Source organism: Mesorhizobium intechi (assembly GCF_002879535.1).
Taxonomy (GTDB): Bacteria; Pseudomonadota; Alphaproteobacteria; order Rhizobiales; family Rhizobiaceae; genus Mesorhizobium; species Mesorhizobium intechi.
In genome coordinates, this window is sequence record NZ_PNOT02000061.1 from 27,250 (window position 1) to 41,308 (window position 14,059).

A 14,059-nucleotide genomic window follows, 5' to 3' on the forward strand; every position below is an offset into this window, starting at 1 on the left:
GCCATCAACTATTTAGCGGCGTCCAACGCCAGATTGAGGGCCAGCACGTTGACCACCGGCTCGCCCATGAAGCCGAGCTCCCTGCCCTCGACCTGGCCGTCGACAAGCGCTTTGACCTTGGCTTCGTCGATGCCCCTGGCCTTGGCGACGCGCGGAACCTGGAAATAGGCGGCCTCCGGGCTGATCTGCGGATCGAGGCCGCTGCCGGACGTCGTCACCATGTCGATCGGCACGGGCGCATTCGGGTTCTCCGCTTTCAGCTTCTCGGCATCGCCTTTGATGCGCTCGATCAGCTTGGGGTTGGTCGGGCCGAGGTTGGTGCCGCCGGAGGCGGTTGCGTCGTAGCCATTGCCGGCCGCCGACGGCCTGCCATGGAAATACTTGTCGCTGGCGAAGGCCTGGCCGATCAGCTCGGAGCCGATGACCTTGCCGTCCTTCTCGATCAGGCTCCCATTGGCCTGGCGCGGGAACAGCGCCTGGGCGATGCCGGTCATCCCCAGGGGATAGATCAGGCCGGTCAGCACGGTGAAGAAAACGATCATGATGATCGCGGGTCTGATTTGCTTGAGCATCGGAATGATCCTTATGCAAGGCCAAGGGCCGTGACGGCCATGTCGATTATCTTGATGCCGACGAACGGCACGATGATGCCGCCCAGGCCGTAGACGAGAAGGTTGCGGCTGAGCAGCGCGCCGGCGCCGATCGCCCGGTATTTGACGCCGCGCAGCGACAGCGGGATCAGCGCGATGATGATGAGCGCGTTGAAGATGATGGCCGACAGGATGGCGCTCTGCGGCGTCGCCAGATGCATGATGTTGAGCGCCTGCAGCGGACCGGTGGTCTGGCCCGGTGCGACATAGAAGACGGCGAACATGGCCGGGATGATGGCGAAGTACTTGGCCACGTCATTGGCGATCGAGAAGGTGGTCAGCGAGCCACGCGTCATCAACAGCGCCTTGCCGATCTCGACGATCTCGATGAGCTTGGTCGGATCGCTGTCAAGATCGACCATGTTGCCGGCTTCGCGCGCGGCGACCGTGCCGGTGTTCATGGCGACCCCGACATCGGCCTGCGCGAGCGCCGGCGCATCGTTGGTGCCGTCGCCGCACATGGCGACCAGCTTGCCTTTGGCCTGCTCGTCGCGGATCAGCTTGAGCTTGTCCTCGGGCGTGGCCTGGGCCAGGAAGTCATCGACGCCGGCTTCCGCCGCGATGGCGGCGGCCGTCAAAGGGTTGTCGCCGGTGATCATCACCGTGCGGATACCCATCTTGCGCAGCTCGGCGAAACGCTCGCGGATGCCGCCCTTGACGATGTCCTTAAGGTGGACGATGCCGAGCAGCCGCCCGTCACGTTCGACCGCCAGCGGCGTGCCGCCGGACTTGGCGACCTCGTCGGCGATCGCCTGCAGGTCCCGAACCGAGTCGCTGCTTGGGCGAGCGCCGTGGGCGGCAACCGTCGACTGGTTGACATGGGCGAGCACGGAATCGACCGCCCCCTTGCGCACCGACGAGCCGTCGACATCGACGCCACTCATGCGGGTCTGCGCGGTGAAGGGCACGAAGGTGGCGTGCAATGTCGCCATGTCGCGGGCGCGGATGCCGTATTTCTCCTTGGCCAGCACGACGATCGAACGGCCCTCCGGCGTTTCGTCGGCAAGCGAGGCGAGTTGCGCCGCATCGGCCAGTTCCTGTTCGGTGACGCCCTTGACCGGGCGGAACTCCGTCGCCTGGCGGTTGCCGAGCGTGATCGTGCCGGTCTTGTCGAGCAGCAGCGTGTCGACGTCGCCCGCGGCCTCGACGGCACGGCCAGACATCGCCAGCACATTGAAGCGCACCAGGCGGTCCATGCCGGCGATGCCGATGGCCGACAGCAGCGCGCCGATGGTGGTCGGGATCAGGGTGACAAACAGCGCGACGAGCACCGTCACCGAGATGTAGCCGCCGGAATAGGACGCAAAGCTCGGGATGGTGGCCGTGGCCAGCACGAAGATCAGCGTCATGCCGACGAGCAGGATGTTGAGCGCGATCTCGTTCGGCGTCTTCTGGCGCTCGGCGCCTTCGACCAGCGAAATCATGCGATCGAGGAAAGTGTGGCCGGCAGCGGCGGTGATGCGCACGCGGATCCAGTCGGACAGCACCTGCGTGCCGCCGGTCACCGCCGAACGGTCGCCGCCGGATTCGCGGATCACCGGCGCAGATTCGCCTGTTATGGCCGCCTCGTTGACCGAGGCCACACCTTCCACCACCTCGCCGTCGGACGGGATGATGTCACCGGCTTCGACAAGGACGATGTCGCCGACCTTCAGGCTGGTGCCGGGCACGAGCTTGAACTTGCTCCTGTCCTCGCCGGCCAGGAGCTTGGCCTGGGTTTCGGTGCGCGCCTTGCGCAGCGAGTCCGCTTGCGCCTTGCCGCGCCCCTCGGCGACCGCCTCGGCGAAATTGGCGAACAGCACCGTGAACCACAGCCAGATGATGATCTGCAACGTGAAGCGCAGGTCGCCGCCGCCTGTGATGAGGTCCCTGACGAACAGCACCGACGTCAGCGCCGAAACGACGGCGACGACGAACATGACGGGGTTGCGGGCCAGCGTGCGCGGGTCGAGTTTGCGGAAGGCACCGCCAATGGCGGGCCACAGGATGCGGGCATCCAAGATGGCGGTTGATTTTAGCTGGCTCATTTTGAAGCTCCGGCTTCAGTGTTGTTGGGCGGCACCGCGTGATTGGATGCCGAAAAGGGTGGGCCGTAGACCAGCAGCCAGATCACGATCATAACGGCCGCAATCCCCAGGAACGTGGACACGGTCGGGAAGGGAGGAGGCTTTGCCTCCCCCTCGCTGCCGGCCGGCGGCCTGGCCTTGCGATGCTTGCTGCTGAACAAGGACATGGCCGCCTCAGAAGGTTTGCCCATGGATCATCGCCAGGTGCTCGATGATCGGCCCGACGGCGAGCGCGGGGAAGAAGGTGAGGCCGCCGACGATGATGATGACACCGATCAGCAGCCCGACGAACAGCGGCCCATCGGTCGGGAAGGTGCCGGCCGAAGCCGGCACGGTCTTCTTCGCCGCCAGCGAGCCGGCGATGGCGAGCGCCGGGATGATGACCAGGAAGCGGCCCATCAACATGCCGATGCCGATGGTGATGTTGTACCAGGGCGTGTTGCCGCTGAGGCCGCCAAAGGCCGAACCGTTGTTCGCCGCCGCCGACGTGTAGGCGTAGAGCACCTCGGAGAAGCCGTGCGGACCGCCATTGGCCATCGAGGCCACGGCGCTCGGCAGGACAACGGCGATCGCCGTGAAGATCAGCATGGCGAGCGGCAGGCACAGGATGGCCAGCATCGCCATCTTGACCTCCTTGGCTTCGATCTTCTTGCCGAGATATTCGGGCGTGCGGCCAACCATCAGGCCGGCGACGAAGACCGCGACGACGATGAACATCAGGATGCCGTAGAAGCCGGCGCCGACGCCGCCGACGATGACCTCGCCAAGCTGCATGTTGATCAGCGGGATCATGCCGCCGAGCGCGGTGAAGCTGTCATGCATGGCGTTGACCGCACCGCAGGAAGCGGCCGTCGTGATGACGGCGAACAGCGCCGACAGAGCGATGCCGAAGCGGGTTTCCTTGCCTTCCATGTTGCCGCCGTCGATGCCCAGCGCATGGATCAGCGGATTGCCCGCGGCCTCCGCCCAGTAGCAGATGGCGACGCCGGCGATGAACAGCGCGCCCATCGATGCCAGGATCGCCCAGCCCTGGCGCTGGTTGCCGACCATGCGGCCGAAGACGTTGGTCAGCGCAGCACCCAGCGCGAAGATTGTCACCATCTGGATCAGGTTGGAGATGGCGTCGGGATTCTCGAACGGATGCGCGGCATTGGCATTGAAGAAGCCGCCGCCATTGGTGCCGAGCATCTTGATGGCCACCTGCGAGGCGACCGGGCCAAGCGCGATCGTCTGCTTGGTGCCTTCCAGCGTGGTGGCGTCGACGTAAGGTCCAAGCGTCTGCGGTATGCCGAGCCAGACAAATACCAGGGTGAGCACGATGCAGGCAGGCAGGAGCACGTAGAGCGCGCAGCGGGTCATATCGACCCAGAAATTGCCGATCGATTTGCCGGAGGCACGGGCAAAACCGCGGATCAGTGCGATGGCGATGGCGATGCCGGTGGCCGCCGAAACGAAGTTCTGGACCGTCAGCCCGGCCATCTGCAGGAGATAGGACATCGTGCTTTCGCCGCCGTAGTTCTGCCAGTTGGTGTTGGTCACGAAACTGGCGGCGGTGTTGAAGGCAAGCGCCGGATCGACCGCGCCCATGCCGGCGGGATTGTAGGGCAGACTGCCCTGCAGGCGCTGCAGGGCATAAAGCAGCAGGAACCCGGCAAGGTTGAAGAGCAGCAAGGCCACCGCATAGGCGGTCCAGTGCTGTTCCTCGCGTTCGCTGGTGCCGCAAATGCGGTAGAGCCCGCGCTCGAGCGGGCCGAAGATCGGTGAAAGCGGCGTGCGATCGCCGTTGAAGACGCGGTGCATGTAGAAGCCAAGCGGCTTCGTCAGCAAAACGATGATCCCGCAGAAGACAAGGATCTGTATCCAACCGTTCAGTGTCATGGCTGTGGCTTTCCGTGCCTTCAGAATCGTTCTGGACGAACGAGGGCGTATGTGAGGTAGGCGAGCAGGAACAAGGTTACGCCGCCGCCGAGGATGTAATCGAAAAGCATGGCTCGAACCTTCAGCTCAAATTCTGTCGCAGGCTTTGACGTAGGCCAAGGACAGGGTAAAAAACAAAACCCCTATCCCGAGAACAATGATGTCCATTGTGCTTGTTCCTTGCTTTGGTTTTTCTATTCGGCAGCTGCCGGACCAGGCCTGCAATTATGTGAGAACGGCGCGCCGCATTCCGAATGGCGGCGTCCGACGTTTTTCCCATGCGGAATATGGACCCGATCCCCATAAAGGTTCGAGACGGCGCGGGGCGGAAAGAAATAGGAATTTCATAAAGGTTTTTTGCCGGCTCGTCGGTGTCGGGTGAGACGGCGTCCCGACGAGGATTTATCGGATTGGATCGCTCGACCACGCCATGCGACGCGGAGGGAACGAATCATTCCGCGGGAGATTGTCGACCCGAGGGACCACCTGAAGGAGACGACGATGGCAAAGCAGAAAATGCTCGAAGACCTGTTTCATGACACGCTGAAAGACATCTATTTCGCCGAGAAGAAGATATTGGCGACGCTGCCGAAAATGGCCAAGGCAGCGCAAAGCGCCGAGTTGAAAGCCGCCTTCGAAAAGCATCGCACCGAAACCGAAGGCCATGTCGCGAGGCTGGAGAAAGTCTTCGGCGTAATCGGCAAGAAGCCGGTGGGCAAGACCTGTGCCGCCATCATGGGCATCACCGAGGAAGGCGCCGAGATCATGGAGGAGTACAAGCAATCTCCCGCGCTCGATGCCGGCCTGCTGGCAGCCGCGCAGGCGGTCGAGCATTACGAAATCTCGCGTTACGGCACGCTGAGGACATGGGCCGGGGAACTCGGCCTGAACGAAGCGGTGACGCTTCTCGAAGCAACAATGAAGGAAGAGAAGGCCACGGACGAGGCCCTGACCAAGATAGCGGAGACCGCGGTCAACGTAGCAGCCGAAGCGGCTTGAATTTCTCGCTCACAGGATCGGGGAGCTGCGTCTGGAATAAGCTAGCGCGGCTCCCGCGTCATGCTGAGATAGGTCGGATCGAACTCGGCGATTTCCTGCAACCGGTGCCAATCCAGAATGGTCACCGTGTGGTTTGCCCAGCTGACGACCCCGACCTTGCGCAAGGCGCCGATGACCCGGTTCATGTGTACCACCGACAGGCCCAGCACATCGGCCAGTTCAGCCTGAGAGAGCGGCAGGTGGAAACTCATGCCGTTGGTCCGCTGCACCACCTGCAGCCGCACGAAGAGTTCACAGACGAGATGGGCGAGATGCGAGGTCTTGGAGCGCCGCCCCATGGCGACGATCCACTCGCGGTGGATGGCCCCGTCGACCAGCGTGTCCAGCCACAACAGCCGCGTCAGGTGCGGCGCCTGCTCGGTGATCGCGCGAAGCCGGCTATGGTCCGCGAACATGACATGACAGGGCGACAGAGCGACGATGCCGTGATCCATGGTCTTCAGCAGGAAAGCGTGGAGATCGACGAAATCGCCGGACACCTGCAATGAGGTGAACTGCCTGCCGCCATTCTCCAGCACCTTGTAGCGCGCCGCCAGCCCGTCGAGGATCAGCGTCGAATAGGTCGGCCGCGATCCCGATGCGACGATGTCCTGGCCGGTGGCGAAATGCCTCTCGAACGTCATCGCGCCCGCGAGCAGCGCCTTCTCGGCGTCTGACAGCGCGTCATGCTGTCCCAGGTTCAGATAGAGGGATTCAAGCACCGCAATCTCCGGCGAAAGGACTTCGGCAGCCGATCGGCATTATGTTCTGTCGGAAGCAAAGGCGGCTTCGGCTGCTCTAAGCCTTTTGCCGCTGATAGGCATTAACATTTGTTGGGGCTGCTTGTTCCGCCGCAACTGCCACCTTTGATGGAACCACTGCGTGGTCCGCGAATTGTCGGTTGAATATCTCGCCCTTTCATCAGTCTGAGGTTCAGCACATCATGCCTCGATATTATCTTGACCTCTACAATGGGGACGGTCTGACGGTCGATGATGACGGCCAGGTCTTCGAGACGAGAGAGCGCATGCGGCGCGAAGCGATCCGCATTCTGCCTGACATCGTCCGCGACGAGATCATCGAAAACGGCCACACCGCCATCACCGTCAAGGTACGCGACGAGGAGGGACACCAGATATTCGAGGCGTCGCTCGTCGTCTCGTCAGGTTGGTGTGACTGACATCTCTCTATCCGGAACATCATGAAAAAGCGTTCCAACCATCATTTGTAATCGCCGCACCCGCCGCGACGCTGCACCATGCGGGGCCGGAAGATGATGGAGGCGGCGATTTGTTCCAAACCAACGCCGGCTCGTAATGGAGTAGCAGCACATGGTCCGTGCAAAAGTCGACACCCAGCGCGACGAGCGTGCCAAGCGTGAATCGCAGATCGTGATCGATGCCGAGCGGGCGGCCCGCGAAGAGAAGACAGCCAGGCTGAGAGAGTTGCGTCTCGCAGCGCAGTCATCGCAAGAGCCCGTTCCGACGAGGCCCAAGCGGACGCGTCGGCGTGCGCCTTCGGCGGGTTGATCGCCTGCACCGGGGGAAAACATCATTGGTGAACAACGGCGATCCCGTCATCGTTGCAGCAAAGCGAAAGCCCGGCTCGGGAAGTCCAAGCCGGGCTTTCGATGGTGGCGGCGTTAGCCGCCACGATGGGAGGCGGCCTTAGACTCAGGCGGCGTAGCCGCCATAGCCGCGCGCGACGGCGCGCGCCACGATGACCGGCTCGAGGTCGGGCCACAGAATGCCGGTCGCTTCTGCGAACTCGACGAGTGCATGGCGCGCCTCGTCCCTGGTGATACAGCCTTCCAGCGCGAGGCCACACGCCTCGACGGCATTGCGATAGAGCGGGCCACGGCGCGAGGTCGTCCAATCGGTCAGGAAATCGTGCATTTCGGCCAGCGAGGCAATCTCGCGCTTGAAGCCGAGGCCGACGGTCAGAGCGACCGGTGAATGAAACAGCTTGTCGTGCATGAAGCAGGCTCCTGATTGCAGCAGCGCCAGGAGAAATATCCGGGCTGGTCCACGAACGGGACGCCGTGAAACGCGCTGCGGGCCAAGAGGTTCCGGGCCGTGGGCTTTCATATGAACAATGCGGCGGTCGTGCCCTGATCGCCATGCCCGCACAACCCATCGTTCACGCCAGCCCAGGCCAATCAGCGCTCAAATGGCCCGGAAATCATCGCTCCTGGGCGTTATGCGCGACCTGCAGACTGTCCTGTGAAACCTCCCGGATACGCCAGGGCTGCGCTGCGTCAGTGGGTGCCGCCTCACGCACCTCGCGCTGCGTCGACAGGCGAAGAACTGCCGCGAGACGGTTTCCCAGCGAGACGCCCGGCTTTTCGATCACAAGGTGCGCGACCAGCGCCATGAGGACCAGAAGCACCATCGCAATCAACATCACGAGCCAATATTGGGCGGCGTTGTCCATGGCGAAGCTGCGCACCGGGGCGATGGAGAATGTCGAGACGAAGGCAAGCCCCTGCAGGAGATAGATGCCAAAGCTGATCTCGCCCAGCCGCACTGAGCGGGAGGCCGTCAGCAGACCAAAGAAATCAGCGCCCGTCACCACCAGGAAGAAGGTGAAAATGCACAGCAGCATCGGCCCCGGCGCGTAGGCAGTCTTATAGACGGCGAAGATGCTGACCAGCATCACCAGGGCGGCGGCGGACAAGGCATGCCGATGCCACTTGACCAGCAGGCCGTGCGCTTCAAGCGTTGCGCACAACATTCCGCCCGCGAAAAGTCCCACAAAGCCGTAGGTGGGGCTGCCGCCGTTCACTGACATAAGAATTGAAAAAGCCAGGAGGACGACTGGCAAACCCATGCGGGCCACCGGATGCCGACTGAATATCGCAGCGATCGGCAGGCTGAAATACAACAGCCATTCATAGGGCAAGGTCCAGGTTACGCAGGCCAATACGCAGACGCGGGAACTCGAAAGCGGGACATAGCCGAAGACACCGAACAGCAGATTGAAAAAAGCCCGCTCGTAAGTCGCGAAGGCCGAATAGTCGATCGCTCCATCGGCGACTTCCAAAGCCATCGCCGTGCCGACGGCCAGAACATAGAGCGGCCCGATCCTGAAGGCTCGCTTGAGGAACAGGGTCGGAAAATCCACGGAGGACTTTGCCGACAGCAGTTTCCCCCAGAACAGATAGGCGGAGATGATGAAGAACAAGGATACGCCCACCTGTCCCAGTGGGCCATAGAAAGCCGAAGGCGGATATTTCCATGCGCCGGTCGCCAGCATTTCATGGTAGATGACGGCATGGTGAAGCACGACGGCAAGCGCCAGATACCCGCGCATTCCGTCTATTGCCCGCACCCTGGAGGAGTTCGATCCGAAACCTACCCGCTGAAACAGCGGCATGCCCGCAAGCGGCCAAAGCAGCGCGACGACCACAAACGCGGGCCATATGTCATAAAGTCCAATCACGATTGCTCCGAGCGATGCGCAAAGCGCGCTGAGTCGCCTTGTTGGACTATGCAACCTCTCCCAGAGCCCGCACAAGCGCTCGCCGCCATCCGCCAACCGAACAATCATTGGCCTGCCTGGCCGAGACCGTCTAGCGCATGCACGACGACCGGTTCTTGTCGAGCACAAGGCCGCGCACAATGCGCGGAGCTTGCTGGCCGCGCCGACTGGGGCATGGTTGCCGCGGTGCTGGATCGGGAATAGTGGAGGTCGCAAGACGGCGACGATAACCGGCGTGGAGAAGGTCACAACCTCAATTGCCGCGCTGTGGCCCGCACTGCCTTGCTCCTGACGCGGAACGAAGCCCAAACTATGTAGAATTGGAGCTCGCGAGTGAATCGATCTTCGTCAGGCGCTCTCTGGCCTCAATGACACGCCGCTGGAGGGCTCTTATGCTGCCGCAGAGCGCAATATTGATTCCCACCCCGCGATCCTCGTCCAGCATTGCCCTGGCGCGCCTGAGGGCGACCTCCGCCCGCTTAACGCGCAGTCTGGCCTTGGCCAGTTCCAAGATCATAAGATCGGCCATCGCGCCGCGTCCGTTGTGCTCCTGGGTGTACATCATGGAGTGCTAACTCATGGCGGAGCGGATCGTTCCCCTGAAGACCGGGGGTACCCTCTGGGTCCAGGCGCTTGGACCGCTTGCGGCTGACATCGAGATCAATGGGAAGATGGCGGAGAGAGCGGGATTCGAACCCGCGTTACGGTCTCCCGTAAACACACTTTCCAGGCGTGCGCCTTCAACCACTCGGCCACCTCTCCGTCCTTGCCTTCGCGCCGGCCGGTTTCGCCGCGCGGGTTGGGGAGATGCATCTCCTTGGGGCCGCGGCGCGGAATGTCCCGCGCCATGGATGCCGCCCAACCAGCGGACATCCCTCCCCGGCACCTGAGCCGTCGAAGCAACAGGCGCGGGGCTCATCTAGTCGATCCCGCGCCGAATGCCAAGCCATAACGGCACTCTATTCGCTTTGCCGGCCGCATGGCGGTTCGCCGAGTCGCCGTCGCACCGGTTCCCGGGGGCGCCAGCGCCGAATGATGTGCACAGGCAAGGCGGCAAGACCCGCCGCGCTTGACTTCGCTGTCGGTCGCCTGTCGAGTAAGGCGGAGGCTTTGCGGGGGCATCGTCCGGACATGACATCGAGCAGCGAACAACCCGACAAAGGACAGGCGCCGCCTGGCCGCCCGGGTGGCGACCTTTTTTACGTCCCTGTGGGCTGGCTCATCTTCGTCATGGCGTGGTCGGTCTATGGCCTGGCGTCGGCATGGTGGCTGGTCGGCAATTCCGGCCTGCCGGACAAGATCTTCTATTTCCTTGTTGGCGGGCTCGTCGCCAATGTCATCACCATCCTGTGGGGGCTTTACCTGCTCGGCCTCGCCTTTGGCCGTTCAGGGCGTTTCCCTCGCCATTTCACCATCTGGCAGATCGCCACCATCGTCTGGGTTCTGGCAAGACAGGCCTATGTGCTGACGGTGCCGCAATTCGTCGTCTCCGCCAGGAGCCTCGGCATTACCGCCATCGAGATCGGCATCGGCCTGCTTTGCATCTACCTGTTGCGCCCCGGCTCGGGCGCCGGGTCCGTCTATGCCAAGCCGCAAACCGAAGCGCCGCCGGTCTTCGTCTCCATCATCGCCGCCTTGCTCGGCATCATTCTGGGCGCCGTCGTCGGTGCCCTGGTCGGCTTCTTCGCCGGCTCGGTGATCGCCGATGTCGCCGAGGTGAGCTGCTTCGAGGGCGGCTGCGGCTATTTCGCCGCCTTCATCGGCCTGGCCGGACTGGTGGTCGGTGCCATTGGCGGCGGCATTCTCGCCATCTGGCTGGTCCATCGGCGCAGGCGCAAGCCTGTGGCATAGGGACAGAAAAGCGCGGCCTTCAAATTCGCGTATCGCGGTTGCGGGCGGGCCAGACAAATTCTATTTCTCGTTTGGGACACGTGCCGGAGATCCCTTGGGAAAGCGTCAAGAATCGGCCGGGGGAGAGCCTGGATGTTTCGCTTCATTTTCCGCCTTGCCGCGATGGTCGCGTTGTCAGTCTCCGTCATCATGGCGGTGCTCGACACGACGCGCACGGTGGCGGCTTCGGCGCTTGTGCTGACCCCGCTCAATGCCAGTTGGCTCGCGGTCTCGCCGCAGACGCGGGCAGCATTCGAAACCTTCGTCCGCGCCAAGGCCAGTCCGCTTTTGTGGGATGGCCTCATCGCCTGGGTGCTCGACCAGCCGGGATTTGCCGTGTTCGCGGTGCTGGCCTTCCTGCTCTACGCCATCGGCTACAGGCGCCAGCGGCGCACCGGCCAATTCGCCGCCAACTGAGCGGCAAAGGTCGCCAGGCGAGGTCGAGCTGCGGCGCGGCCTGCCCCTGGCATGCTTTTCCAAAAGGTCAAAATTCCGCGTGAATTTTGTTTCGGGCCGTGCCAGATTGCCGCCGAGCGGGAGGGGAATACACTCCTGGCTGACGTCGCATGCCGGCCGCGGAACCGGGAGGCAGGCGGGGCGTAACGGAAAAAATAACCGACAGGGTGTGGATCACATGAAACGTATCGTTCTCGGCCTCCTGGCCGCAACCGCAATGGTTCTTCCGGCTTTCGCCGCGGATGTCCAGCCGGCCATCCTCTATGATCTGGGCGGCAAGTTCGACAAATCCTTCAACGAGGCTGCCTTCCATGGCGCCGAGAAGTTCAAGACCGAAACCGGCGTCGCCTATGTCGAGTTCGAAGTGTCCAACGCCTCGCAGCGCGAGCAGGCGCTGCGCCGCTTCGCCGAGGACGGCCGCAACCCGATCGTCATGGCGGGCTTTGCCTGGGAAGACGCGCTGAAGGCTGTCGCGAAAGATTATCCCGACCTGAACTTCGCCATCATCGACGATGCCGTCGATCTGCCCAATGTCCGCTCGCTGGTGTTCAAGGAAAATGAGGGCTCCTACCTCGTCGGCATCATGGCTGCGATGGCCTCGAAGTCGAAGAAGGTCTCCTTCATCGGCGGCATGGACATTCCGCTGATCCGCAAGTTCGAATGCGGCTATGTCGGCGGCGCCAAGTCGGCAGGTGCCACCGACGTCATCCAGAACATGACCGGTGACACGCCGGCGGCCTGGAACGACCCGGCCAAGGGCGGCGAGATCGCCAAGACGCAGATCGACCAGGGCTCCGACGTGGTCTATGCCGCGGCCGGCGGCACCGGCGTCGGCGTGCTGCAAGCAGCCGCGGATGCCGGCAAGCTTGGCATCGGCGTCGATTCCAACCAGAACGGCCTGCAGCCAGGCAAGGTGCTGACCTCGATGCTGAAGCGCGTCGACGTTGCCGTCTACACCGCCTTCATGGATGGCAAGAACGGCACCTTCAAAGGCGGTCTGCAAAATCTCGGCCTCAAGGAAGGCGGCGTCGACTACGCCATGGACGACAACAACAAGGCGCTGGTCACCGACGCGATGAAGGCGGCGGTCGAAAAGGCCAAGGCCGACATCATCGCCGGCACGATCCAGGTGCACGACTACACCGCCGACAACGCCTGCCCGTATTGATCGGTAGCCACTGATGTTTCGAACCGCCGGGTGAAAGCCCGGCGGTTTTGTGTCTGTACTGTCCTGCGACTGGGCGCCGCTTGCCACCCGGGAACGACCGAGGAAACAGGACATGGCGACAGTGACAGGCATAGGCGGGTTCTTCTTTCGCGCCCGCGACCCGCAAGCGCTGGCGACATGGTACGAGACCCATCTCGGCATATCGGATTTCTCCAGGACGGTCTGGAAACAGCAGGCAGGCCCGACCATCATTGCACCGTTCAAGGAGGACACCGACTATTTTGGCCGTGCCGATCAGCAGTGGCTGATCAATTTCCGCGTAGACGACATCGATGCGGCGATCACCAGCCTCGAGGCGGCAGGCATCACCGTGGAAATGCGCCCGGAATGGGATTCGGAGGTCGGCCGCTTTTGCCGAATCCACGACCCCGAAGGCAATCCGATCGAGCTGTGGCAGCCATCGGGCTCTACCGTCTGACACTCAAGCAGTTCGGGAAGATGCGAAGGCTCGGACGGGTGGAACTTTCAGAGGCAAGAATGAAGCCGATCATCGGCCCCATGACTGAAAGCGACGTCGAGGCGGTGGGGCGCCTGCGCATCGCCGCCTTTTTCGAGGGCAGCGCTAGAACGCTGGACGAAGACGTCGCCGGGCTTCGCGAGCTGCTTAACGGGGATGGCTTCGAGACGGCGCTTGTTGCCCGGATCGGTGATATGCCGGTCGGGACCTGTCTGCTGGTTCGCCACGAGTTGCAACCCGCGCATCATCTGACGCCGTGGCTGGCGGGGTTGGTCGTCGACCGGGAATACCGCAACAAGGGGATCGCCCGCGCGTTGGTCGCGGCCATCGAAGTGCATGCGGCTTCGGTCGGTGTGGAGAGGCTCTATCTCTATACGTGGGAAGCGCGCGACTTCTATGCCGCAATCGGCTGGGCAATGGTCGAGCCGTTTGAGCAGGACGGCGATCCGATGCTGCTGATGTCGCGCGAGCTCCGACTATAGCTGTCCTACGAGATAGCCCAGCGCAAAGACTGAGATCAGGACAATTGCGATGACGGCGCCGCGGCGTCCGCCGAGCGCGTGCACGCCGAAGCCGTAAGGCTTCTGCTCCAGGCGATGGATGACGGGCGCCGGCTTCACTTCGGTGCCCGCGACTGCACGCATCTGCGGCAGCTCACTGAGGCGCTGCGAGATCGCCTGCCAGTTGGTGTCGCTGCCGGACGTCCGGTTGCGATCGAAGACATGCATGCGCTCGGCCAGCCGCATCACCGCGTCGCGGAAGGCGGGATCGATCGCGAGGTCGCGCTCGGCGCGCTCGCGGTCCCTGTCGTTCATCAGGCCAAGCACATAGTCGCCGGCCCGCGCCACGCGATCGCTTTCACTGGCCATCTGTTCCT

At 62.9% G+C, this 14,059-nt stretch carries 17 protein-coding genes and 1 tRNA gene; 7 read left to right on the plus strand and 11 right to left on the minus strand.

What is annotated here, in order from left to right; translation table 11 throughout:
- Positions 1-8: 8 nt before the first annotated feature.
- From kdpC to kdpF, 5 genes are read right to left on the minus strand one after another with little or no spacing between them, the layout of a single operon-like run.
- On the minus strand, positions 9-572 hold the full coding sequence (gene kdpC / locus C1D09_RS05770) for a potassium-transporting ATPase subunit KdpC (RefSeq protein ID WP_143973401.1): 564 nt from the start codon (positions 570-572) through the stop codon (positions 9-11).
- An 11-nt stretch (positions 573-583) separates the two neighbouring features.
- The gene (kdpB, locus tag C1D09_RS05775; protein WP_143973402.1) at positions 584-2,677 is read right to left on the minus strand and encodes a potassium-transporting ATPase subunit KdpB; all 2,094 of its coding nucleotides are present in this window, start codon (positions 2,675-2,677) and stop codon (positions 584-586) included.
- Entirely contained in the window at positions 2,674-2,907 is a 234-nt protein-coding gene (locus C1D09_RS05780; RefSeq protein WP_143973403.1) for a hypothetical protein, read from the minus strand. The genes kdpB and C1D09_RS05780 overlap by 4 nt, the downstream gene beginning before the upstream one ends.
- A complete protein-coding gene (gene kdpA, locus C1D09_RS05785) occupies positions 2,891-4,594 on the minus strand; it encodes a potassium-transporting ATPase subunit KdpA (RefSeq protein ID WP_143973404.1) in 1,704 nt (567 codons plus the stop codon). The genes C1D09_RS05780 and kdpA overlap by 17 nt, the downstream gene beginning before the upstream one ends.
- A 20-nt stretch (positions 4,595-4,614) precedes the next feature.
- A complete protein-coding gene (gene kdpF / locus C1D09_RS05790) occupies positions 4,615-4,704 on the minus strand; it encodes a K(+)-transporting ATPase subunit F (protein ID WP_019861144.1) in 90 nt (29 codons plus the stop codon).
- A gap of 430 nt (positions 4,705-5,134) precedes the next feature.
- On the opposite strand from kdpF, the gene C1D09_RS05795 reads away from it, so the two are divergent.
- The gene (locus C1D09_RS05795; RefSeq protein ID WP_143973405.1) at positions 5,135-5,632 is read left to right on the plus strand and encodes a YciE/YciF ferroxidase family protein; all 498 of its coding nucleotides are present in this window, start codon (positions 5,135-5,137) and stop codon (positions 5,630-5,632) included.
- A gap of 41 nt (positions 5,633-5,673) precedes the next feature.
- Here the strand turns inward: C1D09_RS05795 and C1D09_RS05800 are convergent, their stop codons facing one another.
- The gene (locus C1D09_RS05800) at positions 5,674-6,393 is read right to left on the minus strand and encodes a Crp/Fnr family transcriptional regulator (protein ID WP_143973406.1); all 720 of its coding nucleotides are present in this window, start codon (positions 6,391-6,393) and stop codon (positions 5,674-5,676) included.
- 221 nt (positions 6,394-6,614) lie between these two features.
- On the opposite strand from C1D09_RS05800, the gene C1D09_RS05805 reads away from it, so the two are divergent.
- Positions 6,615-6,851 (plus strand): DUF6894 family protein, encoded by a 237-nt coding sequence (locus tag C1D09_RS05805; RefSeq protein WP_143973407.1) that lies wholly within the window; start codon positions 6,615-6,617, stop codon positions 6,849-6,851.
- Between the two features lie 493 nt (positions 6,852-7,344).
- On the opposite strand, the gene C1D09_RS05815 is transcribed toward C1D09_RS05805, so the two are convergent.
- The 4 genes from C1D09_RS05815 to C1D09_RS05830 form a co-directional block, all read right to left on the minus strand.
- Positions 7,345-7,647: a DUF982 domain-containing protein gene (locus C1D09_RS05815; protein ID WP_143973409.1), complete on the minus strand. Its 303-nt coding sequence runs from the start codon at positions 7,645-7,647 to the stop codon at positions 7,345-7,347.
- Positions 7,648-7,852: 205 nt separating this feature from the next.
- Positions 7,853-9,112 carry an acyltransferase family protein gene (locus C1D09_RS05820; RefSeq protein ID WP_143973410.1) on the minus strand — a complete coding sequence of 420 codons (1,260 nt, stop codon included), beginning with the start codon at positions 9,110-9,112 and terminating at the stop codon, positions 7,853-7,855.
- A 349-nt stretch (positions 9,113-9,461) separates the two neighbouring features.
- Positions 9,462-9,716, minus strand: coding sequence for a hypothetical protein (locus C1D09_RS05825; protein WP_143973411.1), 255 nt, complete (start codon positions 9,714-9,716; stop codon positions 9,462-9,464).
- A gap of 107 nt (positions 9,717-9,823) precedes the next feature.
- Positions 9,824-9,913 (minus strand) — tRNA-Ser (locus C1D09_RS05830).
- A gap of 369 nt (positions 9,914-10,282) precedes the next feature.
- Here C1D09_RS05830 and C1D09_RS05835 point away from each other — a divergent pair.
- From C1D09_RS05835 to C1D09_RS05855, 5 genes are all read left to right on the plus strand, one after another.
- A complete protein-coding gene (locus C1D09_RS05835; RefSeq protein ID WP_246135660.1) occupies positions 10,283-11,002 on the plus strand; it encodes a hypothetical protein in 720 nt (239 codons plus the stop codon).
- Positions 11,003-11,134: 132 nt separating this feature from the next.
- Entirely contained in the window at positions 11,135-11,458 is a 324-nt protein-coding gene (locus C1D09_RS05840) for a hypothetical protein (RefSeq protein WP_143973413.1), read from the plus strand.
- A 217-nt stretch (positions 11,459-11,675) separates the two neighbouring features.
- Positions 11,676-12,665 (plus strand): BMP family lipoprotein, encoded by a 990-nt coding sequence (locus C1D09_RS05845; protein ID WP_143973414.1) that lies wholly within the window; start codon positions 11,676-11,678, stop codon positions 12,663-12,665.
- A gap of 112 nt (positions 12,666-12,777) precedes the next feature.
- Positions 12,778-13,143, plus strand: coding sequence for a VOC family protein (locus C1D09_RS05850; protein WP_143973415.1), 366 nt, complete (start codon positions 12,778-12,780; stop codon positions 13,141-13,143).
- Between the two features lie 59 nt (positions 13,144-13,202).
- Positions 13,203-13,664 (plus strand): GNAT family N-acetyltransferase, encoded by a 462-nt coding sequence (locus tag C1D09_RS05855; protein ID WP_143973416.1) that lies wholly within the window; start codon positions 13,203-13,205, stop codon positions 13,662-13,664.
- On the opposite strand, the gene C1D09_RS05860 is transcribed toward C1D09_RS05855, so the two are convergent.
- Entirely contained in the window at positions 13,659-14,051 is a 393-nt protein-coding gene (locus tag C1D09_RS05860; protein ID WP_143973417.1) for a hypothetical protein, read from the minus strand. The two genes, C1D09_RS05855 and C1D09_RS05860, sit on opposite strands and share 6 nt — an antisense overlap.
- Positions 14,052-14,059: the final 8 nt, after the last annotated feature.

What these genes read in the sequence shown, in the direction of transcription:
- C1D09_RS05835 (WP_246135660.1), top strand. Translation starts at nt 10,283, where the DNA reads ATGACATCGAGCAGCGAACAACCCGACAAAGGACAGGCGCCGCCTGGC.
- C1D09_RS05845 (WP_143973414.1), top strand. Translation starts at nt 11,676, where the DNA reads ATGAAACGTATCGTTCTCGGCCTCCTGGCCGCAACCGCAATGGTTCTT.
- kdpF (WP_019861144.1), bottom strand. Translation starts at nt 4,704, where the DNA reads ATGCTTTTCGATTACATCCTCGGCGGCGGCGTAACCTTGTTCCTGCTC.
- kdpC (WP_143973401.1), bottom strand. Translation starts at nt 572, where the DNA reads ATGCTCAAGCAAATCAGACCCGCGATCATCATGATCGTTTTCTTCACC.
- C1D09_RS05815 (WP_143973409.1), bottom strand. Translation starts at nt 7,647, where the DNA reads ATGCACGACAAGCTGTTTCATTCACCGGTCGCTCTGACCGTCGGCCTC.
- C1D09_RS05805 (WP_143973407.1), top strand. Translation starts at nt 6,615, where the DNA reads ATGCCTCGATATTATCTTGACCTCTACAATGGGGACGGTCTGACGGTC.
- C1D09_RS05825 (WP_143973411.1), bottom strand. Translation starts at nt 9,716, where the DNA reads ATGATGTACACCCAGGAGCACAACGGACGCGGCGCGATGGCCGATCTT.
- C1D09_RS05840 (WP_143973413.1), top strand. Translation starts at nt 11,135, where the DNA reads ATGTTTCGCTTCATTTTCCGCCTTGCCGCGATGGTCGCGTTGTCAGTC.
- kdpA (WP_143973404.1), bottom strand. Translation starts at nt 4,594, where the DNA reads ATGACACTGAACGGTTGGATACAGATCCTTGTCTTCTGCGGGATCATC.
- C1D09_RS05780 (WP_143973403.1), bottom strand. Translation starts at nt 2,907, where the DNA reads ATGGGCAAACCTTCTGAGGCGGCCATGTCCTTGTTCAGCAGCAAGCAT.
- C1D09_RS05855 (WP_143973416.1), top strand. Translation starts at nt 13,203, where the DNA reads ATGAAGCCGATCATCGGCCCCATGACTGAAAGCGACGTCGAGGCGGTG.
- C1D09_RS05860 (WP_143973417.1), bottom strand. Translation starts at nt 14,051, where the DNA reads ATGGCCAGTGAAAGCGATCGCGTGGCGCGGGCCGGCGACTATGTGCTT.
- C1D09_RS05850 (WP_143973415.1), top strand. Translation starts at nt 12,778, where the DNA reads ATGGCGACAGTGACAGGCATAGGCGGGTTCTTCTTTCGCGCCCGCGAC.
- kdpB (WP_143973402.1), bottom strand. Translation starts at nt 2,677, where the DNA reads ATGAGCCAGCTAAAATCAACCGCCATCTTGGATGCCCGCATCCTGTGG.
- C1D09_RS05795 (WP_143973405.1), top strand. Translation starts at nt 5,135, where the DNA reads ATGGCAAAGCAGAAAATGCTCGAAGACCTGTTTCATGACACGCTGAAA.